At 48.7% G+C, this 22599-nt stretch carries 21 protein-coding genes and 1 pseudogene; 12 read left to right on the top strand and 10 right to left on the bottom strand.

The features are described 5' to 3' along the window. Positions 1 to 193 precede the first annotated feature (193 nt). The gene (locus ACQCVH_RS07745; RefSeq protein WP_426835157.1) at positions 194 to 1108 is read right to left on the bottom strand and encodes a class I SAM-dependent methyltransferase; all 915 of its coding nucleotides are present in this window, start codon (positions 1106 to 1108) and stop codon (positions 194 to 196) included. 411 nt (positions 1109 to 1519) lie between these two features. Between ACQCVH_RS07745 and ACQCVH_RS07740 the strand changes: the two genes are divergently transcribed. After that, complete coding sequence (locus ACQCVH_RS07740) at positions 1520 to 2044, top strand: P-loop nucleotide/nucleoside kinase family protein (protein ID WP_426835156.1); 525 nt, start codon at positions 1520 to 1522, stop codon at positions 2042 to 2044. 290 nt (positions 2045 to 2334) lie between these two features. Here the strand turns inward: ACQCVH_RS07740 and ACQCVH_RS07735 are convergent, their stop codons facing one another. Further along, positions 2335 to 2718, bottom strand: a complete 384-nt coding sequence (locus tag ACQCVH_RS07735; RefSeq protein WP_426835155.1) for a VOC family protein — start codon at positions 2716 to 2718, stop codon at positions 2335 to 2337. A gap of 180 nt (positions 2719 to 2898) precedes the next feature. Here ACQCVH_RS07735 and ACQCVH_RS07730 point away from each other — a divergent pair, with 180 nt between their 5' ends. The 5 genes from ACQCVH_RS07730 (at position 2899) to ACQCVH_RS07710 (ending at position 6832) form a co-directional block, all read left to right on the top strand. After that, a complete protein-coding gene (locus ACQCVH_RS07730) occupies positions 2899 to 3261 on the top strand; it encodes a VOC family protein (RefSeq protein ID WP_426835154.1) in 363 nt (120 codons plus the stop codon). Between the two features lie 126 nt (positions 3262 to 3387). After that, complete coding sequence (locus ACQCVH_RS07725) at positions 3388 to 4500, top strand: metallophosphoesterase (RefSeq protein WP_426835153.1); 1113 nt, start codon at positions 3388 to 3390, stop codon at positions 4498 to 4500. Between the two features lie 46 nt (positions 4501 to 4546). After that, a complete protein-coding gene (locus ACQCVH_RS07720; RefSeq protein ID WP_426835152.1) occupies positions 4547 to 4861 on the top strand; it encodes a putative quinol monooxygenase in 315 nt (104 codons plus the stop codon). A 145-nt stretch (positions 4862 to 5006) separates the two neighbouring features. After that, positions 5007 to 5612 carry a TetR/AcrR family transcriptional regulator gene (locus ACQCVH_RS07715; protein WP_426835151.1) on the top strand — a complete coding sequence of 202 codons (606 nt, stop codon included), beginning with the start codon at positions 5007 to 5009 and terminating at the stop codon, positions 5610 to 5612. A 20-nt stretch (positions 5613 to 5632) separates the two neighbouring features. Next, positions 5633 to 6832 carry an MFS transporter gene (locus ACQCVH_RS07710; RefSeq protein WP_426835150.1) on the top strand — a complete coding sequence of 400 codons (1200 nt, stop codon included), beginning with the start codon at positions 5633 to 5635 and terminating at the stop codon, positions 6830 to 6832. Between the two features lie 113 nt (positions 6833 to 6945). On the opposite strand, the gene ahpF is transcribed toward ACQCVH_RS07710, so the two are convergent. After that, complete coding sequence (gene ahpF / locus ACQCVH_RS07705) at positions 6946 to 8475, bottom strand: alkyl hydroperoxide reductase subunit F (RefSeq protein ID WP_426835149.1); 1530 nt, start codon at positions 8473 to 8475, stop codon at positions 6946 to 6948. Positions 8476 to 8488: 13 nt separating this feature from the next. Continuing rightward, positions 8489 to 9052, bottom strand: coding sequence for an alkyl hydroperoxide reductase subunit C (gene ahpC, locus ACQCVH_RS07700; protein ID WP_426835148.1), 564 nt, complete (start codon positions 9050 to 9052; stop codon positions 8489 to 8491). Positions 9053 to 9440: 388 nt separating this feature from the next. Here ahpC and ACQCVH_RS07695 point away from each other — a divergent pair. After that, a pseudogene (locus ACQCVH_RS07695) lies at positions 9441 to 10048 on the top strand (LysE/ArgO family amino acid transporter). Between the two features lie 66 nt (positions 10049 to 10114). Here the strand turns inward: ACQCVH_RS07695 and ACQCVH_RS07690 are convergent. The 4 genes from ACQCVH_RS07690 to ACQCVH_RS07675 all read right to left on the bottom strand — a co-directional run bounded on the left by ACQCVH_RS07690 (position 10115) and on the right by ACQCVH_RS07675 (position 14604). Next, positions 10115 to 12061 (bottom strand): FtsX-like permease family protein, encoded by a 1947-nt coding sequence (locus ACQCVH_RS07690; RefSeq protein ID WP_426835147.1) that lies wholly within the window; start codon positions 12059 to 12061, stop codon positions 10115 to 10117. Beyond that, positions 12051 to 12812: an ABC transporter ATP-binding protein gene (locus ACQCVH_RS07685; RefSeq protein ID WP_426835146.1), complete on the bottom strand. Its 762-nt coding sequence runs from the start codon at positions 12810 to 12812 to the stop codon at positions 12051 to 12053. The genes ACQCVH_RS07690 and ACQCVH_RS07685 overlap by 11 nt, the downstream gene beginning before the upstream one ends. Positions 12813 to 12913: 101 nt before the next feature. Continuing rightward, positions 12914 to 13918 (bottom strand): sensor histidine kinase, encoded by a 1005-nt coding sequence (locus tag ACQCVH_RS07680; RefSeq protein ID WP_426835145.1) that lies wholly within the window; start codon positions 13916 to 13918, stop codon positions 12914 to 12916. Beyond that, complete coding sequence (locus ACQCVH_RS07675; RefSeq protein WP_426835144.1) at positions 13915 to 14604, bottom strand: response regulator transcription factor; 690 nt, start codon at positions 14602 to 14604, stop codon at positions 13915 to 13917. The genes ACQCVH_RS07680 and ACQCVH_RS07675 overlap by 4 nt, the downstream gene beginning before the upstream one ends. 218 nt (positions 14605 to 14822) lie before the next feature. On the opposite strand from ACQCVH_RS07675, the gene ACQCVH_RS07670 reads away from it, so the two are divergent. The 5 genes from ACQCVH_RS07670 to ACQCVH_RS07650 are packed head-to-tail and all read left to right on the top strand — an operon-like array spanning position 14823 to position 20094. Further along, on the top strand, positions 14823 to 15827 hold the full coding sequence (locus tag ACQCVH_RS07670) for an XdhC family protein (RefSeq protein WP_426835143.1): 1005 nt from the start codon (positions 14823 to 14825) through the stop codon (positions 15825 to 15827). Beyond that, entirely contained in the window at positions 15824 to 16438 is a 615-nt protein-coding gene (locus ACQCVH_RS07665; RefSeq protein WP_426835142.1) for an NTP transferase domain-containing protein, read from the top strand. The genes ACQCVH_RS07670 and ACQCVH_RS07665 overlap by 4 nt, the downstream gene beginning before the upstream one ends. A 1-nt stretch (position 16439) precedes the next feature. After that, positions 16440 to 18761 carry a xanthine dehydrogenase family protein molybdopterin-binding subunit gene (locus ACQCVH_RS07660; protein ID WP_426835141.1) on the top strand — a complete coding sequence of 774 codons (2322 nt, stop codon included), beginning with the start codon at positions 16440 to 16442 and terminating at the stop codon, positions 18759 to 18761. After that, positions 18758 to 19597 (top strand): FAD binding domain-containing protein, encoded by an 840-nt coding sequence (locus ACQCVH_RS07655; RefSeq protein ID WP_426835140.1) that lies wholly within the window; start codon positions 18758 to 18760, stop codon positions 19595 to 19597. The genes ACQCVH_RS07660 and ACQCVH_RS07655 overlap by 4 nt, the downstream gene beginning before the upstream one ends. 17 nt (positions 19598 to 19614) lie before the next feature. Next, positions 19615 to 20094: a (2Fe-2S)-binding protein gene (locus ACQCVH_RS07650; protein ID WP_426835419.1), complete on the top strand. Its 480-nt coding sequence runs from the start codon at positions 19615 to 19617 to the stop codon at positions 20092 to 20094. 18 nt (positions 20095 to 20112) lie between these two features. Here ACQCVH_RS07650 and ACQCVH_RS07645 read toward each other — a convergent pair whose 3' ends face one another. After that, complete coding sequence (locus ACQCVH_RS07645; protein WP_426835139.1) at positions 20113 to 21102, bottom strand: ornithine cyclodeaminase family protein; 990 nt, start codon at positions 21100 to 21102, stop codon at positions 20113 to 20115. A 58-nt stretch (positions 21103 to 21160) separates the two neighbouring features. Beyond that, positions 21161 to 22480 (bottom strand): MFS transporter, encoded by a 1320-nt coding sequence (locus tag ACQCVH_RS07640; RefSeq protein ID WP_426835138.1) that lies wholly within the window; start codon positions 22478 to 22480, stop codon positions 21161 to 21163. Positions 22481 to 22599 lie beyond the last annotated feature (119 nt).

The following is a 22599-nucleotide window of genomic DNA, read 5'->3' as shown; positions in this document are numbered from 1 at the left end:
GTAAACGCCCTGTTTTTGAATGGGCTGATGGTTTTATCTGAGTAATTAGGGTCATATTTTCATCAATCTGTCGTTAATTCGATCACTTGCAGCTCTTTTCAAATAATTCAGCGCTTTATTGGTCAATCCAGGATGCTGAAGCCTCTCCGTAAAAAAGCCGGCGGCTCAAAATCGAGCAGCTGGCTTTAAAATTTTATTTTTTTACCGCATGTATATAATGTATCGTCTCGAAGGCTGACAAATCATCCTCACGGCCGCTGAAATAAAGTTCTTGGATCTTCTCCGGGGACAGATGCTCGTAGACCAGCAACCCCGCTTTTTCAAGCATCAGTTCGATCTCTTCATAGGCGAAGCATGACTTCATCGTTTCACCGCCAGCGGCTGCCATTTTTACGATGTGCTCCACCCGATTCGATTTGCCTTTTTCCACGAACAGATTCTCATCGGCAAAATCCAGGACGATAGAACTTCCTTGAGGTAAATCTGAAAAAAGGCTGATAATCAGGCTCGCATTCTCTTCTTTTGTTAGATAATAGGTAACACCCAGCAAACTGAAGAATGTTCTCTCATTCTTGAAGCCCTTGTCCTCCAGGGGCTGATAGGAGAACGAATGAGAAAAGTCCATCGGCACCAAATGAAGGTTTTGCGGGATAGGAAGCCTGGCTTTATCAAGTCTTTTCATTTTAGACTCCTGTGTTGCCGGATGGTCTGCCTCAAATATCTCCAGTGTATCTGATAGCTCGGGATGCCGGAAGCAGAATGTATCAAGACCGGCACCAAGGACGACATACTGCTTTACCCCAAGCTTCCATTCATTCAGCAGAACCTGCTCGCAGTACGCTGCTCGTGCAAGCGGGGTAGGGGAAAGGTGCACCTGAGTAATCCATCTGAGAATTTCGCCAGGCTGATCATGGAACCGGTCTGCAATCTCCTCATTAAAAAAAGAAATCCCCTGGATCATATTCCTGCTGATCATTTCCATCTCTTCAGCAGATATCAATTCTTCAGCTAAAAAATCATCAAAGATCTTCGGTGTATCATACCTGCTGTGATAAGCACGGCTAAAAGCGGAAACTAAAGACGTAACACTTGATTCGTTTGACTTCATACTATCATCCTCCGCACAAATAAAAAAAGATTCCCCTGGCCAGGAGAATCTTAGTATATACAGAGAAATATTATTTGTAAATTATAGCATAAATAACTTTTTTTGTCAAATATTATAAATAGCTAGAAGTCATCTATCCCCGCGTAAGGTTCACGATTCCTGATCTTCCGCGCCAGATCCTGCAGCGTATATTCCTGCCAATCTTCTAAATGGGCTTTATCCCATTTTCGGCAAATATATGATATAAGAAAATCTCCCTTTTCCAATACTCTGCCAACTGATTGATGGATTGAGAGGCTGCCATTTTGCTGTATTGGCTGTTTTTCATATATTGGTTATGCTGGTTTTATGGTTATGGATCAGATAGAGGGATGAGACGAGTCGAAGATATTTTCAAAAAGGAGCACTGCAATGTATTTTATTCAGATGTCAGGTTTCCCGGGTTCCGGAAAGTCGACCCTTGCTAGAAGAATAGCTGAAAAAACGGGGGCTGTTATTATCGACCACGATATTATAAAATCCTCACTTTTAAATAGTATTGATAACACACCTATTGATGCAAAGAGTGCCGGAAGGATTTCATACAATATTGATTGGTCTTTGGCAGAGTCCCTATTATACCAAGGGAAGGCAGTCATATTTGATAGTCCCTGCCTGTATAAGGAAATGGTTGAGAAGGGCACAGGCCTAGCAAAAAAATTCAATGTTAAATATAAGTATGTTGAATGCTATCTTGAGGATTCTATTGAAATCAATAGGAGGCTGAGAAATCGGGATAGGATGGTCAGCCAGATAAAAGAGATATACTCTGAGGAAGCTTTTAGATACGCTCTTAAAAACAGTGAAAAACCAGCTGACTATAAGTGTTTACTGATAGATACTAGTCAGCCGGTAGAAAGGTACCTTCCAGCTGTAATCAATTATCTTATAGAATAAACGAATCTCTCTAAAGGGGAGACTCATATGGAACCAGAACGATGATTTACCAGCAGATTGAGTTATACTAAACGAACTCACTGAACTCGCAGAAAGCATAAAATGAATTTCTGGCTGCGCGGGGCTGGGCCATCGACTTCCTGTCACGACAATAAAGGTTTGGTGACATGGATTGAAAATAGAGCGGGAGAAGGACAAGGTCAGTATGGAATTAGTGCAGGGGATTCCAGGAAATTACCGGATAAGAGGAGAGGGAAAGAGTTTTGGTCCTCCAACCCTTTCCTTTCCAATCAGCTGAAACAGGTGCACACCATAAGGATATTGCCGTCCGGGTCTTTAAAAGAGAATTCAGCCATATCCGGGTGGGTAATCACTCCGGTCACGATCTCGGCGCCCATTTGCTTTACCTTTTTAAACGCCTCGTCTATATCAGCTGCACTTAGATTGAAGAGTGGCTGATTGGAGGGGATAAAGGTATATTCTTCATCAAAACTGTGGTTATCAAGCGTGATGCCAGGCCTGCCGGCACCCATATGAAAAGTGTAGACCGGGCCGCTGAATGATCCTTCTCTTACCTCTAGTCCAAGCAGTTCGCTATACCACTTAATTGACCTCTCCAAATCTGTGACATGGATAAAAATCGTATCTATCCTGCTTTCTATAGGCTTTGACAAATAACAGCACCTCCTGGATTTTATATCAAGAAATTCTATGAGTTGTGTGAATATCCCTTCAAAAATAGTGCTTATTACCTTTTTTGGGGTTCAGATGAAGTTTTTGAAGAGGTTTCTTTTCCATATGGGAGAATATTTTAGTTTTAATGATCAAACTGTCAAGTAAAGGGGATGGATGAATTGACGGAAAAAGTATTGGGAAAGTTTGTTGAACGTATTGACGCGGTCTTTTTGCCGGTTAAGGATCTTGAGGATTCTTTAATCTGGTATCAGGAAATCTTTGGCTTTGAATTGCGCTGGAAAAATGAAAGGATGTGCGGCCTCTCCATTGCCCCTAACTGCGGCTTCCACCTTGTTCAGATTCCAGAATTCCAGCCAATTAATCAATACACTCCATTCAACTATGCAGTCGGCAATGTGGAAGAGGTCAGGGCTGCTCTCATCAGCAAAGGAGTAACGGTTTCAAAGATAAGGAAGGGTGGGCCTAAACGATTTGATTTGGCAGATCTGAATGGGAATTTGATCAGCATTATAGAATTGTAGTGAAAAGGGCTGCCAAACCAGACGGCAGCTTTTTGTATGGTTATGAATAAGGAGAAGGATTTCTGTCAGCAAAAAACGAATCTCTAAACTATCAGTAATAAAATGTATGGACAGAAGGAGCAGAGGATGGACAAAATTAAAGAAATAGACATTCCGAAGGATGCCAGAGTAATCGTCACTTCGGATATCCACGGAGAGATCGGCCTTTTCAAGGAGCTTCTGAAAAAGGTCAATTTTAACAGTGAGGATTACTTGATCATCAACGGTGATATTTGTGAAAAGGGCAGGAACAGCAAGGAGACTGTGAAATACATAATGGAGCTCTCACAGCTCAATCCCCGGGTGCAGGTGATTGAAGGAAATTGCGAGGCACTGGCGGGTGAGCTTCTGGCAGAAAATCCTTTGCTTATCAAATATTTAATGACGAGGCGCTATTGCCTCTTCAATGAATGGCTGACAGACGCAGGATTCCCGCTAAATGAACGCTCAAGCATCCGTGAGGTGAAAGAGACCTTGATGGAGCATTTTTCGCAGGAGATCGAGTGGCTGTCCAGCTTGCCGACAGCGATCGAAACAGATGATTATATCTTTGTCCACGCAGGTCTGGAGGATTTGGAGAATTGGAGGGAGACAGATAGGGATAAGGCTATTTCGATTCCTTCTTTTCTGGAAAAATCCCATCAGGCAGACAAGTTTGCAGTTGTCGGCCACTGGCCTGTCGTGAATTATACAAAAGATATTCCAAGCGATAATCCAATCATTGACCGGGAGAAAAAAATCATCAGCATTGATGGCGGGAACAGGGTGAAGGATAAAGGGCAATTGAATGCCCTGATCATTCATAGGACGGCTGAAGAGGATCTGTTTTCCTATGCTTATGTGGATGATTCCCCGGGTTGCCGGGTCGTTAAGAATTCATCTGAAACCTTTGATATGAAGGGGGCCATACTCTACCCCTCTTATGACATCATCCCTTTAAAAGAAGATGAGCATTTTACCTTGTGCAGGCAGCCGGGGAAGGACAAGCTTCTTTATGTGAAAAATGAGTACATCTTACAGGATGAGAATGGAGCCTGCATGGTGAAATCGGATGTTTCCTGCTCCCTTATAAACGTGAGTACAGGGGATGCTGTTTCTGTACTGGATGACAGCTGCTCAGGTTATACATTGATCAAAAAAGACGGGAAGATTGGATGGGTTGAAAAGGGAGTTTTGCCGGAAGTTGTGTTTGCCGGTTGAAGGATTTGGGGCATCCTGATAGCAATTAAAACGGGGAGGACGTTAAATGAATAAATTCAGTCTGTTCGGCAGGTTTACAGTAAAAGAAGGAGAACGGGATCATTTGGTAAGTATCCTTCTTGAAGCATCGGAATCCATGAAGGAACTGAATGAATGCGAAATCTACCTTGTTCATACATCAGAAGGCGAACCGGATGCTGTCTATGTTTACGAGGTGTGGAGCGATGAGGCTGCCCACCAAAACTCTTTGTCCCTGGAAGCAACCCAGACCTTAATCAAGCGCGCCAAGCCTATCATTACCGGGATGGAGCGGATCAGCACCATGGAAGCCAGGGGGGGAAAGGGTGTTTCCGGCTCTTAATAATATTGAACAGGGAAAAATCAGCTGCCAGCCACTGGCGGCTTTTCTTTTTTCCGGAGGATGCTCCAGCACAAATCAGAAGGTTGACTTTCCCGCGGTTTCGGTGTTTAATATGACTAACGAACGTTAGGAAGGGGATTTAGCTTTGGCTGTTGAGCTGACCAGAGAAAGAATCAAAATGACTGCTTTGAAGCATTTTGCCCAGTTTGGCTATGAAGGGGCCTCAATGGCTAATATTGCAGAAGAAGTCGGTATCAGGAAGCAATCTATTTATACACACTTCAATGGAAAAGATGAGCTGCTGCTGGAAGTGCTGGATGATGTGCTGAAGGACGAACTGAGGTTTTTGGATGACTATGCAGAAACCAATAAGGAGAGCCGGCTGGAAGACTTCCTTTATGGTTTTCTTTTACAATACCGGGACCGCTACGGGAACGATGACTTTACGAAGTTTTTATTAAGGATGCTGTTCTTCCAGCCTGCCCATCTGTCAAAAGAGGCGGAGGAATTCGGCCGGAAGTATGTCGATCATCTGGAGGAAATGCTTATCCTTGCTGCCAGTAAAGGAGAAGAGGACGGCCAGATTGACAGCGAGGTGGGAGCGGGGCCGGCCGCAGTGGCGTATACAGCTGTATTGGATGGTTTGTTTTTCGAACTGTTGACAGGAGATGCATCAAGGGTCCAGGAGAAGCTTGATTTTTCCTGGCGTGTCTATTGGAGAGGGGTATCCAGCCAGCTCAGCAGGAAATGACACCTACAGGAGGAAGAGGTATGAAAAGAAATAATTTTGCTTTGGCCATTCTGCTTATGAATCTGCTGATTGCCTTTCTGGGAATCGGCCTTGTGATTCCTGTTACACCTGCCATTATGAATGAATTGAATATATCAGGCACTGTAGTCGGCTATATGATTGCTGCCTTTGCGGGCGCCCAGCTGATTGTGTCGCCTATTGCGGGAAGATGGGCAGACCAGTTCGGCAGGAAGAGGATGATTGTGATCGGCCTGTTCATTTTCAGTGCGTCTGAGCTCTTGTTCGGCCTGGGGAAGTCTGTTATGCCTCTATTTATCTCCCGCATCCTTGGAGGCGTGAGTGCTGCGTTCATCATGCCTGCTGTTACGGCATTCATTGCTGATATTACGACGATTAAATCCAGGCCAAAGGCGCTTGGCTATATGTCAGCGGCCATCTCGACAGGATTCATAATCGGGCCTGCCATCGGCGGATTTTTAGCTGAAGCAGACACAAGGCTTCCGTTCTTTTTTGCAGCGGCTTTTGCCCTTGGTGCTGCTGTCTTATCGCTGATTACGCTGAAAGAGCCGGAGCGGAATCCGGAAAATGAGGAAACGGAGGCAGCCGGAGCACAGAAGGCAGGCTTCAAGCGGGTCTTTGCCCCAATCTATTTCATTCCGTTTGTCATCATTCTGATCTCCGCCTTTGGCCTGGCGTCTTTTGAGTCGCTGTTCTCATTGTTTGCCGACCACAAATTCGGATTTTCGCCAAAGGATATAGCGATCATGATTACAGGGGGAGCGATTCTTGGTGCCGTTGTCCAGATTGTTTTCTTTAACCGGCTTACAATCTGGCTTGGGGAAATCCGCCTGATCCGCTATTGCCTGATCTTTTCGGCTGTACTTGTATTTCTGATGACGACGGTGAACTCTTATGCAGCGATTCTGATGGTTACAATGACGGTTTTCGTCGGCTTTGATTTGATCAGGCCTGCTGCCACCACTTATCTTTCCAAAATAGCAGGGAATGAGCAGGGATTTGTCGGCGGCATGAACTCGATGTTCACGAGCATTGGAAATGTATTGGGCCCTATCATCGGCGGCATGCTGTTTGATGTGAACTATGACTATCCATTTTACTTTGCTGCTGTGATGATTGTCCTTTCGATTGGCCTTTCATTCTTATGGGCTGAGCCAGGAAAAAAGAAGAAAAAATTAGCGGGGAAATTGTCTGCCGGCTGATGTAGTTAAGGGAGCTGAATGGTTTGATGCCAGGCAGCTTTTTTTGCTGCCGAGGCGCCCGTGGAGAATGTATAAGAAAAGCCGCTCTGCTGCAATAGCAAAGCGGCTTTTTTTTAGTTGCGGATCAGGTAATCAAACGCGCCGAGAGAAGCTGTTGCACCGGATCCCATAGAGATGATGATTTGCTTATAGGCGCTGTCTGTGCAGTCGCCGGCTGCAAATACACCAGGGAGGCTGGTCGCGCCATGCTTGTCCACGATGATTTCGCCGAAGCGGGTACGCTCGATTTCATCCCCGAGCCAGTCTGTGTTTGGTATAAGACCAATCTGGACGAAGACACCCTGAAGCTCTACATGATGATCTTCTCCTGTTTCGCGGTCAACATAGGAAATGCCGTTCACTTTATCAGTACCGGTGATTTCCTTAGTCTGAACGTTCTTCAGGACAGTTACGTTAGGCAGGCTGTACAGGCGGTCCTGGAGGACAGCATCGGCCTTCAGCTCAGGATTGAATTCAAGCACGGTTACATGCTTGACAATACCGGCAAGGTCGATCGCCGCTTCAATTCCGGAGTTTCCGCCGCCGATAACAGCGACATCTTTTCCTTCAAAGAGCGGGCCATCACAGTGAGGGCAGTATGCCACACCTTTGTTCTTGAATTCGGCTTCCCCAGGAACGCCGACATTGCGCCAGCGGGCACCTGTAGAAAGGATGACGCTCTTGCTCTTCAGCACAGCGCCGTTTTCAAGTTCAATCTCGATCATGTCTTTCTTTTCCAGGCTCTTCGCGCGCTGGAGGTTCATTACATCAATGTCGTACTCTTTCACATGCTCTTCAAGGCTTGCAACAAGCTTAGGGCCTTCCGTATGCTTGACGCTGATGAAGTTCTCGATGCCAAGAGTATCCATAACCTGGCCGCCAAAGCGCTCGGCTACAATGCCGGTGCGGATGCCTTTACGTGCCGCATAGATTGCAGCACTCGCGCCGGCAGGGCCGCCGCCGACAACAAGGACATCGTAAGGGTCTTTATCAGACAGCTCGGATGCATCCGGGCCGCTGCCCATTTTGCCAAGAATTTCTTCCAGGCTCATGCGGCCGCTGCCGAATGATTCGCCGTTCAGGAAGACAGTTGGAACAGCCATGATGTCTCTGCTCTCAACTTCTTCTTTGAAAGCGGCGCCGTCAATCATCGTATGCGTAATGTTTGGATTAAGGACGCTCATCAGATTGAGTGCCTGTACCACATCAGGGCAGTTATGGCAGCTCAGGCTGATATATGATTCAAAGTGATACTCGCCTTTGATGTTTTTGATCTGGTCAATAACCTTCTGGTCGGCTTTAGGCGCCCTTCCGCTGACCTGCAGCAATGCAAGCACCAGTGAAGTGAATTCATGTCCTAGAGGGATACCGGCAAAAGTTACTCCTGTATCTTCACCGATCCGATTCACACTAAAGCTTGGTGTCCTATGCAATTCTGCTTTTTCCACCTTAATGCTGGATGACATGGAGGCCAATTCGTCTACCAGTGCCAGCATATCGCGGGAGACGTCGTCAGAGCCTGCGCTGACCTTAAGCAGGACCTCACCTTCCATTAACTGAAGATATTGAGCTAACTGTGCTTTTATATCTGCATCTAGTACCATTTAAATTCTCTCCTTAGATTTTTCCTACAAGGTCAAGGCTTGGCTTAAGTGTTTCTCCGCCTTCCTGCCATTTAGCAGGGCAAACTTCGCCTGGATTGTTGCGTACATATTGGGCTGCTTTGATCTTGTTCACGATTGTGCTTGCGTCACGGCCGATGCCGCCTGCATTGATTTCTACTGTCTGGATGATGCCGTCTGGATCGATGATGAAAGTACCGCGGTCTGCAAGGCCTTCCTCTTCGTCAAGAACATCGAAGTTGCGAGTGATCTTCTGTGATGGGTCGCCGATCATAACGTACTCGATCTTGCCGATCGCTTCTGAGTGGTCATGCCAAGCTTTATGTGTAAAGTGAGTGTCTGTAGAAACAGAGTACACTTCAACTCCAAGATCTTTCAAAGTTGCATATTCGTTCTGAAGGTCTTCAAGCTCAGTTGGGCATACGAAAGTGAAATCTGCAGGGTAGAAGCAGACTACGCTCCACTTTCCTTTGAAGTTTTCTTCTGTTACATCGATGAAATCACCGTTAAAGTAAGCTTTTGCTGAGAATGGCAGTACTTCTTTTCCAATTAAAGACATTTGAAAATCCTCCTAAGTATTTTTTTTAGAAAATAATAGTATGTCCAGGGGACATCACCATTACTTATCTATAATTATTATAATCAGATATAAATTATTATATATTGGGGTGGGGTTTGTCAAGCGATAGGTATGAGTAAAACTGTTTTAAAGTAGCTTTCTCCCTAGGGAATTCTCGATTAAGACAAATTTGATTACTTTTATCCCAGACAGCAGGCGATTTTCAATTAATCATATTTACCATATTAAAGTTGATAATTTGGGCCAGGGGGTCGGGTCCCGTGGCCCGGGAAGCAAGGAAGCTGAAACTAAAATGGCTTGCGGGCAAATGGCTGAAGACAGAATTCTTTTCCTCCGCTATTCTATTAAAGGATGGGAGGTAATCAAATTGGAAGTACTGCTGCATGGAATGATTCTAGCCTTCGGCCTTATTTTGCCGCTTGGTGTGCAGAATGTATTTATTTTTAATCAGGGGGCTTTACATAAAAGGTTTACCGGTGTGCTGCCGGCGGTGGTGACGGCGGGGATATGCGATACCATCTTGATATCGCTCGCAGTAGCGGGGGTGTCGATCATTGTTTTCAGCTTTGAATGGCTGCGGATGCTGCTATTTGCAGCGGGAGCTTTGTTTCTTGCTTATATGGGCTGGCAAATGTGGAAAAGCAGGCCGGAGCCGCAGCAGGAGAAGGGCAGGGCAGCTTTACGGCAAAGCGCCAGATTGCCTTCGCCGCCTCAGTTTCCTTGCTGAATCCCCATGCTATCATGGACACGATCGGGGTAATCGGAACAAGCTCCCTCGCCTATGAAGGCTATGAAAAATGGCTGTTCTCTGCAGGCTGCATTGGCGTCTCATGGATCTGGTTCCTGGGCCTGGCCTTCGCAGGCAGGAAACTCGGCCAGATCGACAAAAACGGCAAATTCCTCGTCTGGATGAATAAAATTTCTGCCCTCATTATCTGGGCCATGGCGATCTATATGGTGGTGCAGCTGGTTTGAGCCAGGGGGTCTGTCCCCCTGGCTCTGCAGCTGTTTTGAGCCAAGGGGTCTGTCCCCTTGGCTCGCTTATAGTGCATCCTTTACAACCTTTTTGGAGTAGAGGACAGATAGTATGCCAAAGATGGAGTACAGGATGGTGTATAGGATCATGACGCTGATCATGGGCGTCCATACTTCGGCCCCGAACATGAACCAGCCGGACTGTACGGCGAAGTAGCTGTGGACAAGCCCGATTGCGAGCGGGATTCCGAAGCTGAACAGCTGCTTGGCCTGGAGGCCCTTCATGAGATCTCCTGTGGTGAATCCCAGCTTGCGGAGGATCGTGAAGTTCGGCTTTTCATCCTCGCTTTCGCCCATCTGCTTGAAATACAGGATACAGCCGGAAGTGACAAGGAATGAGAGCCCAAGGAAGCCCACAATGAACATGATGAGCCCCATATTGCTCTTCTGGCTGATCATCACATCAAGCTGTGAATCGTTTTCCCCGTTTTCCCCGAGCTTCAGTGCATGGAAGGCTTCATTGGCGTCATTAAGGCGTTCCTGATCTTTTATATCAATGCCGATATACACATTATTCTTATCCTGCAGTCCAGGAACCTTCTCCTCCTTCAGCTGTTCAAAAACAGCGTCATCCACGATAGCGGTCTGGAGGCCGCCTTTTGTGTAATAAAGCGGAATCAAATAATCCTTTTCCAGGCCAATGTAATTGAGCGGGATATCCTCATTCTTAGTGTGAAGCTCAACCTTTCCGGAATCCTTCAAGGGCATGAACCTTTGAAGAACGTCGCTGTAGCCTGTAAAAATGACCTCATTTTCATCCAGGTCTTTTCTCCCGGCCGAGCTTTCACTGATGACCGGCAAGTCCATCTTATCGGTATCGAAATTCATTTCCTCCAGCTTTTTACCTTGAATGTCTTTGACATCAATAGAGGCTGTAACTACTTCAATCCGTTTTTCCCTGTAATCAATGTTTTTTGAATCCAGCTCCTGCTTGAACTGTTCTGCGCTATCTTCAATCGTAAAAGAAAAATCATTTGGCACATTATCCCGGGCCATTTTTTCAGCCGAATAATAGGAAATATAGCTGAGTGAAAGCAATCCGATCGCCAGGGCGGAAACCGTAGTGATGATCGTCAGCAGCAGCGCATTCGATTTCATCCGGAACATGATGGACGAAAGGGAAAGCACTTCTTTTACATTTAAATATCCGCCCTTTTTCCTGCGGATCAGGTAGATGATGAAGCTGACTGAGCCTTTATAGAAGAAATAGGTGCCAAGAATGACAGCTCCTAAAATGAAGATCATTGCCCCGAACAGTGCCGGCATCGATGTGAAATCTCCTTCAAACAGGATGCCTGACACATAATAGCCGGCCGCAATCAGTATGATGCCGAGAATGCCGATGATGATATTGAAAATAGAGATCTTCCGGATTTTTTCTTCAGCGGATGACTGCACCCTGAAGAGGGACAGGATGCTCTGCCCTTTAATGAACAGATAGTTCACCAGCATAATGAGCAGGTAGATGGCCGTAAAGACGATAAGGGTCTGTACGAGGGCCTTATTGGAAAAATAAAGCTCAGCGACATCATCGACACCAGTGATTTTAAACAGAATCATCATCATCAGCTTGGAAACCAGGAACCCTGCCAGCATGCCGATCAGAAGTGAGCCGTAATACAGCAGAAAGTTCTCTGCTGTCAGGATTCGGAATATCCGGCTTTTCGTCATTCCGATCAGCTGAAATAAGCCGATTTCCCGGCTGCGCCTTTTTGTAAAAAGGCTGTTGGCATAGACAAGGAATACCGCCACAATGGCCACCAGGAGTACAGAGGCCGCTTTCATCCCGGCACCGCCCTTGATGGAGCCCTCAATCTCGTCCATCGCCGGGTCATACTGAAGGGTGACAAACGCGAAATATAAGGCTGAGCTGAAGATAAGGGCAAAGATGTACAGATAATAATTTTTTACATTCTTCTTCAGATTTTTCCAAATCAGCTGGTTAACGCTCATCCTGCACACCGCCCAGTACTGCCTGCGTCTTCATAATATCCTTGAAGAACGCCTGCCTTGTCTGCTCTCCTTTATTCAGCTGCGTGTAGATCTGCCCGTCTTTGATGAAAATCACGCGGCTGCAGTAGCTCGCCGCGGCGGGATCGTGGGTGACCATAACAATTGTTGCCCTGCGGCTTTCATTCAGTCCGCCCAGCTTGTTCAGAAGGTCTGCGGCTGACTTTGAATCGAGAGCCCCTGTCGGCTCATCGGCGAAGATGATGCTTGGCTCATGGATGAAAGCCCGCGCTGCTGAGGTCCGCTGCTTCTGTCCGCCAGATATTTCATTCGGGTATTTATCTTTCAGGTCCATGATGCCAAGCTCTTCCGCGATGGCGTGGAAGCGCTGGTCTGCCTCCTTTTTTGCCACCTTCGAGATGGACAGCGGCAGTAGGATATTTTCCTTTACCGTCAGTGTATCCAGGAGGTTATAATCCTGAAAAATAAAGCCGAGGTGATTCTTCCTGAATTCGGCCAGCTGTTTTTCCTTCATGACTGTCATTTCCTTATCTTCAATCCGGATCGTTCCGCCGGTTGCTTTATCGATTGATGATAATACATTCAGCAAGGTTGTTTTTCCCGAGCCGGAGGCCCCCATGATGCCGACAAACTCGCCTTCGTGAATTGCCAGGTCAATGCCCTTCAGCACCTCCTGCCGGTTCAGCTTTGTACCGTAGCTTTTATGGAGCTTGATTGCTTCTAGAATCGCCATATAAGCTTCCTCCTCTTATCTTGATAGCTTTATTATAAAAAGAACCCTGATGGAAATCCTTGCAGCAGACGAACAAAAAGGAAAAGCATGTGACAATCTTGTCACATGCTGATCACTTGAGAGAAATCATTCCTTTTGGGGAATAAAAGAGTAAAAGCAGTACCTTCACCAAGAATGGATTGAACCTCTATCTCAATGAGAAGCGGAACAGCCGCTTTTTTTGTAAGATACAGCCCCATCCCTGTTGAGGCATGGTCTTCATGCTTGGTTGTGGATGTAAAGCCTTTATCAAAAATGCGGGGCAGGTCTCTCGGATCGATGCCGCGCCCGAAATCGCGGATTTCAAGCCTTGACTGGCCGCTCTGTTTCCAGCTTTTTATCTTAATATCTCCTGCATCGCTGTATTTAATGCTGTTCGTCAGGATCTGCCGGATGATGAAAGCCAGCCATTTGCCGTCTGTCAGCACCTCTGTCTCTTCGAGGCTAATGTCAAAGCCGATTCCCTTTTGAATGCACCAGGCTTTCATCGTCAGAAGCTCGTGATGGATGACCTCCTCCAGATCAATCTTCTGGATATACAGGTCATTCTCAATAAACGGAATCCGCTTCTGGTGAAGCTGCTGGTCGAGGAGCAGATGGATGCGGAGCCATTCATAGGTAAGGCTCGATTTGAGCGGTCCGTCTTCCATTCTTTCAATCATCAGATGAAGGGCAGTCAGCGGTGTTTTCACTTCATGAATCCAGGCAAGCAGCTGATCCTTTTCGGTCTCGAGGGCAAGGTGGAGATCCCGGGCCTCTTTTTTCAGCAAAGTTGACTGCTCAGACATCGCTTCTTCCACGGTCTTTTCAAACGGGCTGGAAGGGGCAGGGATGCTCCCGGGGTCGAGGTCGCCAACCCGGTCCTCCAGGCTTTTATAAAAGTAAGATTCCCGGTGATAGCGGACTGCCAGGAAAATCAGAAAGGAGATGAAGGACATTCCGGCAAAATACAGGATGCTATTGAAGGGAATGGCAGAGTCCACGAACGAAATGAACAGCAGCAAAGCATGGGCAAACAGGAAGAACAAGATCCAGCTGAGGCGTTCCCTTATAAAACGGAAAATCATTGGCTCTGCTCCTCCACCGCCATATAGCCCATTCCGACCTTTGTCTCAATAAAGCTGCCAAGACCGATTTCTTCAAGCCTTTTCCTCAGGCGGTTGACGTTCACCGTCAGGGTATTGTCGCTGATGAAGCGTTTGTCGTCCCATAGGCTGCTGATCAGCTGGTCACGCGTTACAATTTTGTTCTTCTGCTCAATCAGCTGCTTCAGGATGAACATTTCATTCTTGGTCAGCTCCACACGCCCTGCATCATTTTCCACGATGCCCCGTTCAAAGTCGATTGCAGCTCCGCACCATGTCTTCAGCTTCACTTCATCTGTGCTGTAGCTGTAAACGCGGCGCAGGATCGCCTGAATCTTGGCAATAAGCACCTCAAAATGGAATGGCTTCTGCACAAAATCATCCGCCCCCAGCTGCATCGACATCACCATATCTGTCGGATGGTCGCGCGACGACAAAAAGATGATCGGCACATTAGAACCCGATCTGATCATCCGGCACCAATGAAAGCCATCAAACCTGGGCAGCTGGATATCAATGATCACCAGATCAGGCTTAACCTCCGCAAACTCCTCCATCACCAGGCTGAAATCTTTAATCCCATGCACCTCATACGACCACTGTCCCAGCCGCTCCTCCATCTCCTGAAAAAGAGACCGGTCATCCTCAATCAGCAAAATCTTAAACACCCTCATCACCACACGTTTCTAATCAATTACCTCAAGTGTAAGGAAATAATGGGAAATGGGCAAGTAGGCCAGGGGGACAGGTACCTTGGCTCACTCTTGAGCCAAGGTACCTGTCCCCCTGGCTCTCTGCAGATGAAGAAAATCATTGTGGTTTTTAAAAATATGGATAGGCCCTCAGGAATAGAGATAGAAGAAGCTAAAAAAAGTGAGGGAAGCTGATGGAGGATATGCATCGAATCGTGGACGCTGCTGCTGCAGCCGAAGATGTTCCCATGGTGCTTGCTCTAATCATACATGTCGTAGGGTCCGCCTATAAGAAAGAAGGCGCTGCGATGCTCCTGATGGCAAATGGTAAGAGGGTTGGGACTTTGACGGCCGGCTGTCTGGAGGAGGATCTGGCGGAAAGGGCAAAAGTGGTGTTCGCTAAAGGGAAAGCTGAAGCAGTCCAATATGACCTGAGCAGCGAGGATGATCTATCCTGGGGGCAGGGGACCGGATGCAACGGTGTAATCACTATCCTGCTGGAGCCGATCACAAAGGAATTACGGCAGAATCTCCTTTCGTTTAAAGAGAAGCTTGGGGAAGGGAAGTCTGTTGTACGGATCATCCGGCTGACAGACTCGTTTGAACCGAAGGGAGATTTGTATATAGCGGAAGATGGGGCGGAGTTTGGAAGCTGTGATATCCCGTTTACACTGCAAGAAGATAGAAAGAATCCTATTCTTCTAAAAGATACGGAGGGCGGTCCCGATTTATTTTTCGTTCATCCCATTTTCCCTGTGCCGCACCTGTATGTTTTTGGGGCGGGGGAGGATGCCAGGCCGCTTGTTTCCCTGGCGGCACGGACAGGATTCAAGGTTTTCGTAGCAGATTGGCGGCCTGCTTTATGCTCTCCTGAATATTTCCCTGAAGCTGCCGGCTGGATCGTTGGAAAAGCAGAAGAGGTGCTGGATCAAATCACTTTTGCTAAAAGGGACTTTGCTGTCATTATGACCCATCAATATGAGAAGGACCGGAAGATTCTAGCACACATTAAGGATGCCCCCCTGTCTTACATAGGCGTGCTGGGTCCTGCCAGAAGGACAGAACGCCTGCTGGGCGGCCGGAATTTCCCTGAGATCATCCATTCCCCCGCAGGCCTTCCGATTGGTGCGAAAGGCCCTGAGGAGATCGCTGTGAGCATTGTCGGCGAAATGATTCAGACATTGAGGAGCCGTCCATGAAAGTCATCGGCCTCTATATGGCTGCCGGCAGAAGCAGGCGGATGGGGAAGGATAAGCGTTTCCTTCCTTACAATGGTATGCCGCTCGGCTCAGCCGCCCTGGGAAAGGCGCTGCAGTCCAGGCTGGATCATATTGTGATTGTCACTGAAAAGGAAGATTCATTGAAATGGCTGCAGCCTTCTTTTTTAAAACCGCCATACTCACACAAATGGAGCCGCGCCCTTTGCAGGGAGGCCGGGGGCCAGGGCCATTCAATATCATGCGGCATCGAGGAGGCGGTCAGGAGCAAAGCACATGCGGCAGTCATTCTTCTGGCGGACCAGCCTTTCGTTGGAGCTGAACAGATTAACAGACTAATAGATTGCTATAAGGAAGAAGAGTGCCTGTTTGTCGCCCCCGCAAGCCAGAAGGTCCCGATGCCGCCTGTCCTCTTTTCCAGCACTTGTTTTCCTCTTCTGCAAAAACTGGAAGGAGATCAGGGCGCGCGGTCCATTATCCGGGGGGAATTTTTTCAACAGGGAAAAATCATTGACTTCCAAATGCCGCTTCTTTTCTATGATGTCGACACGCCGGAGGATTATCAAGTACTGAAAGAGTTGAGGGGGGAATGAGTTGGACTATATCGGGGAAAGTGTCATCCGCAAGGAAGCCTATGATAAAGTGACCGGCAAAGCGAAGTATACCAATGATTATCAGCAGACAGGGACGCTGCACGCCAAGATGCTTATCAGTCCGTATGCCCATGCTGATATAGTCTCCATCGACTTCTCGGAAGCAATGAGAATTCCCGGTGTAAAAGCAGTATTAGGAAATGAGCCCTTTCCGCTTGCCGGCGAAGAAATCAAAGACAGGCCGCCGATCGCCTATAAAAGGGTGAGATACCATGGGGAGCCTGTGGCGGTCGTTGTTGCGGATACACCGCTGAACGCAAAAAAGGGGGTGGACGCAATCAAGGCCGAGTACAGGCCGCTCCCTGCCGTCCACTCGCCAAGGGAAGCGCTTAGAAGCGATGCCCCGCTCGTCCATGAGAATCTCGGAAGCTATGAAAAAAGGGAAAGGGTTTATCCAGTGCCTGGCACCAATATCGCCAGCGTGGACAAAAACCGTAAAGGAAATATCGAGCAGGGCTTCAGGGAGAGCGAAGTGGAGGCAGAGTTTTCAATCTCCTTCCCGCCCTCTGACCATGCCGCCATGGAAACCCGCTGTGCCACGGCTGAAATCCAAGAAAACGGCGAGGTGATTCTCACAGCGTCCAGCCAGGCGCCTTTTGCCATTAAAAAACTGATGGAGTGGTATTTCGGCATCCCTGCCGGAAAAGTGATCGTCCACACACCGCTTGTCGGCGGAGCATATGGCGGGAAAGCCTCAGTGCAGCTGGAGGTCATCGCCTATCTGGCTTCCCTTGCAGTCGGCGGCAGGCCCGTTAAGCTGCTGAATACAAGAGAAGAGGACATGATCACCTCTCCTGTCCATATCGGACTTGATGCCACGGTGAGGCTTGGAGCCGCAAGGGACGGCATCCTCAAGGCGGCTGAAATCGAATTCTTCTTTGACGGCGGCGCCTATTCCGATAAATCGGTTGATATCACACGCGCAGCTGTGGTCGACTGCACCGGACCATACAGAATCGATCACATCTACTGCAACTCCTACTGTGTCTACACCAATCATCCTTATCCAGGGGCATACCGGGGCTACAGCCACAGCGAGGTCCACTTCGCCTTCGAACGGACAATGGATGTGCTGGCTGAAAAACTGGCCATGGACCCGCTGGAGCTGCGCTTGAAAAACAGCATCAAGGCAGGCGATACGACACCGACACAGGTGCTGCTAAGCCCCAGCAGAATCGGAAATCTCCCTTTGTGCATTGAACGGTTAAAAGACTTGATGAAATGGGATGAAGGGCAGCTGTCCGAAATCGGAGACAGGACCATCCGGTCAAAAGGCGTCTGCTGTGTATGGAAAACATCGACCTTTGATACTGATGCCACTTCAGGAGTGATTCTGACGTTCAATCCGGACGGAAGCATCAACCTGATGTCAGGGGTTGTGGAGATCGGGACAGGGACGAAAACCGTGCTTGCCCAGATACTGGCTGAACGGCTGAAAATGAATGTCGATCAGATCCATGTAAAAATGGCGGTTGATACCCGGACTGTGCCTGAGCATTGGAAAACGGTCGGGAGCCAGGGGATCCATATGGCAGGAAAGGCAGTCCTGGCAGCCGCGAATGACGCCATCAGGCAATTGAAGGACCTGGCATCGTGCGTATTGCAGGTTCCGGCAGATGACCTCGAGACAGCCGGCGGAAGAGTGTTTATAACGGACCGTCCCCATATTGGACTTGGCATAAGGGAGCTGGCATACGGCTACACCTACCCGAATGGCCATACGATCGGAGGGCAGATCATTGCTGTCGGGCATTATACCCCGCCGCGCGTTTCCTATCTTGACCCGGAGACAGGTGCAGGCGATCCCGGTCCCGAATGGACTGTGGCTGCCCAGGGAATTGAAGTGGAGCTTGATAAAAGGGACCTTACCTACAGGATCCTGAAAGCCTATACGGTCATGGATATCGGGAAGGTATTAAATGAAAAAGGAGCCCTGGGCCAGGTGATGGGGGCGATGAATATGGGGATCGCCTTTGCTGCCAGGGAATCTTTTGTGTTTGACCGGGAGGGGAGAGTCTTGAATCCGCAGCTCAGGACATACCGCCCGCTCCATTATGGAGAAGAGCCGGAATATGTCACTGAATTTGTGGAAACGCCTCATCTCGCCGGCCCTTTTGGCGCGAGGGGAGCCGGAGAGCATGGACTCATCGGCATGCCTGCTGCGCTTGGGAATGCCCTGTCCCTCGCCATCGGTGTCCAGCTTGATACTCTTCCTCTCCTGCCTGAAACATTGTGGAGGAAAGTCAGCGGGGTGAAGCAATGATTCCTTTTGACTTCCAATACAGCAAGCCGCAGTCCATTGAGGAGGCAGTCAGGCAATACCATGAATATAGAAGCAGCGGGAAAAAGCCATCCTATTTTTCCGGGCTCACCGAGCTGATTACATTGGGAAGGCTCAATCTTGTTTACACAGATGCCGTCATTGACCTGAAAGGAGTCGAAGGGTATCAGGGGATGAGAGAAGACGGGCAATATTTGATTTTAGGGGGAGGAGCTGCATTGACCGCCATTGCAGAATCCAATTTGTTCCCGCTGCTCGCAAAGATCTCAAGCGAAATTGCCGATAGGACGTCACGCAATAAAATTACACTTGCCGGCAATATCTGCGGCCAGTTTTTTTACCGGGAAGCCGTCCTGCCGCTGCTGCTGTCAGACTGCCTGTTCGGGATCGCCGGAACAGAAGGGCTTGTGTACCATCCAATCCATCACGTATTTGAACAGGAAATCAGGATTAAAGAAGGGGATTTCCTCTTTTGCATACTGGTAGAAAAAGAATATAGAGAATTGCCGTACGTGAGCATCAAAAAAAGAAAACAGTGGGACACAGGCTACCCGCTCATAACGGCTGCCGCACTTCTGAAAGAAGGGGAGATCCGGATGGCTTTCAGCGGCGTCTGTCCTTTTCCGTTCCGTTCCCGGGAAGTGGAGAAGATGCTGAATGACAGGGGACTGACAGCTGCGGAACGGGCAGAAAGAGCTCTCGCCTATCTGCCGCAGCCCATCCTGGATGATGTCGAAGGGTCGAAAGAGTACAGATTGTTTGTATTAAGGAACACCATAACCGATTCTATTCAACAGTTAGAGGGTGAGAGGCAGTGACCGGTTCTAAGCTGCTGATGCTTATTGTGAACGGAGAGGAAATCGGGCTGACCGCAAGGCCTGCAGATACTTTATTATATGTTCTCCGGGTGCGCCTGGGCCTGACAGGCTCAAAGCCGGGCTGCCTGAACGGCGACTGCGGGGCGTGCACTGTCCTGGCTGATGGAGTTCCGATGAAATCCTGCCTGATGCTGGCGGTTGAAGGAGAGGGAAAGAGAATCCAGACGATTGAGGGGCTGAAGAATGCCCCGATCCAGAAAGCTTTTATCGAAAACTTTGCCTTCCAATGCGGCTACTGCACATCCGGCTTCATCATGAACAGCCATGCCCTCGCCCAGACAAATCCGCGTGCAGACGAAGAAACCATAACTGAATGGCTCCAATCCAATATCTGCAGATGCACCGGATACAAGGAAATCCAGCAGGCCATCCATTTGGTGCTCGATCAGGGAGCCAAGGGGTCAGGTCCCTTGGCCCAGCCCAAAGAGGGACAGTAAGCCTGTCCCTTCCTTTTGCTATACTTCCACTTCAGTGCCTGCCCCGAGTTCGAGTGCTTTCTGGTAGACGGCACTGGCAATGGCCAGGTCGAAGTAAGCTGTGCCGACCGATTTGAAAAAGGTGATTTCCTGGTCATTTTCCCGGCCCGAAATCTTTCCGGCCGCCAGTTCCCCAAGTTCCCCATGCAGCCTGTCAAAGCTCCAGACCCCTGAGTTTACCGGGATGATCAAGTCACCGGCCTCTTCCTTCACACCTTCAAGCGTATCAGCGACAATTTTGGAGGATTTAAGAATGGTCTCTTCATCCACCTCCTGCATATGAGGCTGATAAGAGCCGACACCGTTGATATGAGTGCCAGGCTTAAGAGCTTCCCCTGAAAAAACAGGAGTGGAAGAGCGAGTGGCGCAGATAATGATATCCGCCTCTGCAGCAGCACTGTCAGCATCGCTGGCGATTGAGACTGACCCGTCAAACTCCGGGCAGAGATCTTTAATTTTCCCGGCAAAGCGATGGGCCTTTTCTGTCGTGCGGTTATAGAGGAGGATGCTCGAGATCCTCCTTACCTCTAAGACGGACTGCAGCTGTTCCTCGGCCATCGCCCCGCAGCCGATGACGGCCGCAGTCCCGGCATCCTCCCGCGCCAGATGTGCAGTTGCCACTCCGCTGATCGCCCCGGTCCGCAGGCTGGTCAGATAGGAGGCATTCAAAAGGGCAAGGTGATCTCCATTCACGGCATCAGTTAATAATATGACACCCTGGGTCGTTTTCTTGCTGATGGAAGGGTTGTGCGGGAAGATGGTGACGGCTTTAACAGCGGTTTTCCCGGCAGCAGGCATGGCGCATGGCATATACAGGGCAGATGCCTCGTGCTCGGGGATATCGAGGACTGTCCGGTGCGGATTGAGGATTTCAGCTTCCGTTTGCCGGATCAGCCCTTCCCTCATATCCTGGAGGGCATTTTTCATAGAATAAAAGGATCGTATTTCTTTTTCAGATAAAATAAGCATTCATAATTCCTCTCTTTCTGAAAAAAAGGAACTGCCGGAGCAATTCCTTTTTCATTTTTTAAATCGTAGCGTTTGTTTTTGTACTTTCCGTGATTACGGTGCTGTTGTCCAGGTCCTGGTTGTTCCGGTCCTTAATGCTTGCCACGGCCACCAGTGAGATGGCGGCCGTCAGCATAATATAAAGGGCTACCGGGACATAGGAATTGTCGTATGCCTGGAGCAGGGCGGTCGCAATCAGCGGCGCGGTTCCCCCGGCAAGGGCAGCACCGATCTGGTAGCCCAGCGAAATGCCGGTATAGCGGACATTCGATTTAAAAATCTCAGAGAACATAGTCCCGAGCACTGCCGTAATCGGAGCCCAGATGATGCCGAGGCCGAGAACTGTGGCAACAATCAGCATCAGGGCAGACCCCTGCTGAAGCATCCAGAAATAGGGGAAAGCATAGAGCATCATTAAAATTGTGCCACCGACATAAAGCTTCTTTCGGCCGATCTTATCCGAAAGGCCTCCCATGATCGGAATCAGGATAGTTGTGACGATCGTGGCAATGGTGACCGCATTGAGCGTCACTGTCCGCGAAAAGCCGAGCTGGGTGGTCGCATAGGAAACAATGAAGGTTGAAAAAATATAAAAGGGTGCAGTTTCAACTACCTTGGCGCCGACTGCAATCAGCACTTCCTTCCAATGGGTGCGCATTGTTTCGACGAACGGAACCTTCGCAATTTCCCCTTTTTCCTGGGCTTTCTTGAAAGAAGGCGTCTCACCGATGCCTTTGCGGATCCACAGCCCAAAAATGACAAGCAGGGCGCTAAGAATGAAAGGGACACGCCAGCCCCATGACATGAATGCCGCTTCCGGGAGCAGCGACATGATGGATAAAGCCAGTGTGCCGAGAAGCATCCCGATCGTCACGCCCATCTGCGGGACGCTGCCGAACAGGCCGCGCTTCTCTTTAGGGGCATACTCGACTGCAAGCAGAAGGGCACCGCCCCACTCTCCGCCTAGGCCAATGCCCTGGATCAGGCGAAGGATAATCAAAAGGATTGGCGCTGCCACCCCAATGGAAGCATAAGTAGGCAAAAGCCCCATTAAAACGGTTGATCCCCCCATCAGCGACAGTGTCAGGACAAGCGTTTTTTTCCTGCCGATCCTATCGCCGATATGGGCAAAAACCACACCGCCCAGCGGACGGATGAAAAACGCGAGCGCAAATGAAGCATATGCCAGCAGCAGGCCTACCGCCGGATCCTCACTGTGGAAAATCACCTGATTAAAAACAAGCGCTGCCACTGTCCCGTATAAAAAATAATCAAACCACTCAATCGAACTTCCTATCAAACTCGCAATCAATACCTTATTCGCCAGCTTCTTCTCCATGGGCATTCCTCCTCTTGTATTGGCCCGGCCTTATTTATGTATAGAATGAAAAAGCGGCAAGCCAGGCCGGGGACAAAATGCTATACAGACTAGGATATAATTTATGACTGCCGGAAACA

The organism is Bacillus infantis, from assembly GCF_050107595.1.
In the GTDB taxonomy this organism is placed as follows: Bacteria; Bacillota; Bacilli; order Bacillales; family Cytobacillaceae; genus Bacillus_AB; species Bacillus_AB infantis_C.
The sequence above is the reverse complement of the archived record's forward strand: the minus strand, read 5'-3'. Positions and strand labels throughout refer to the sequence as shown.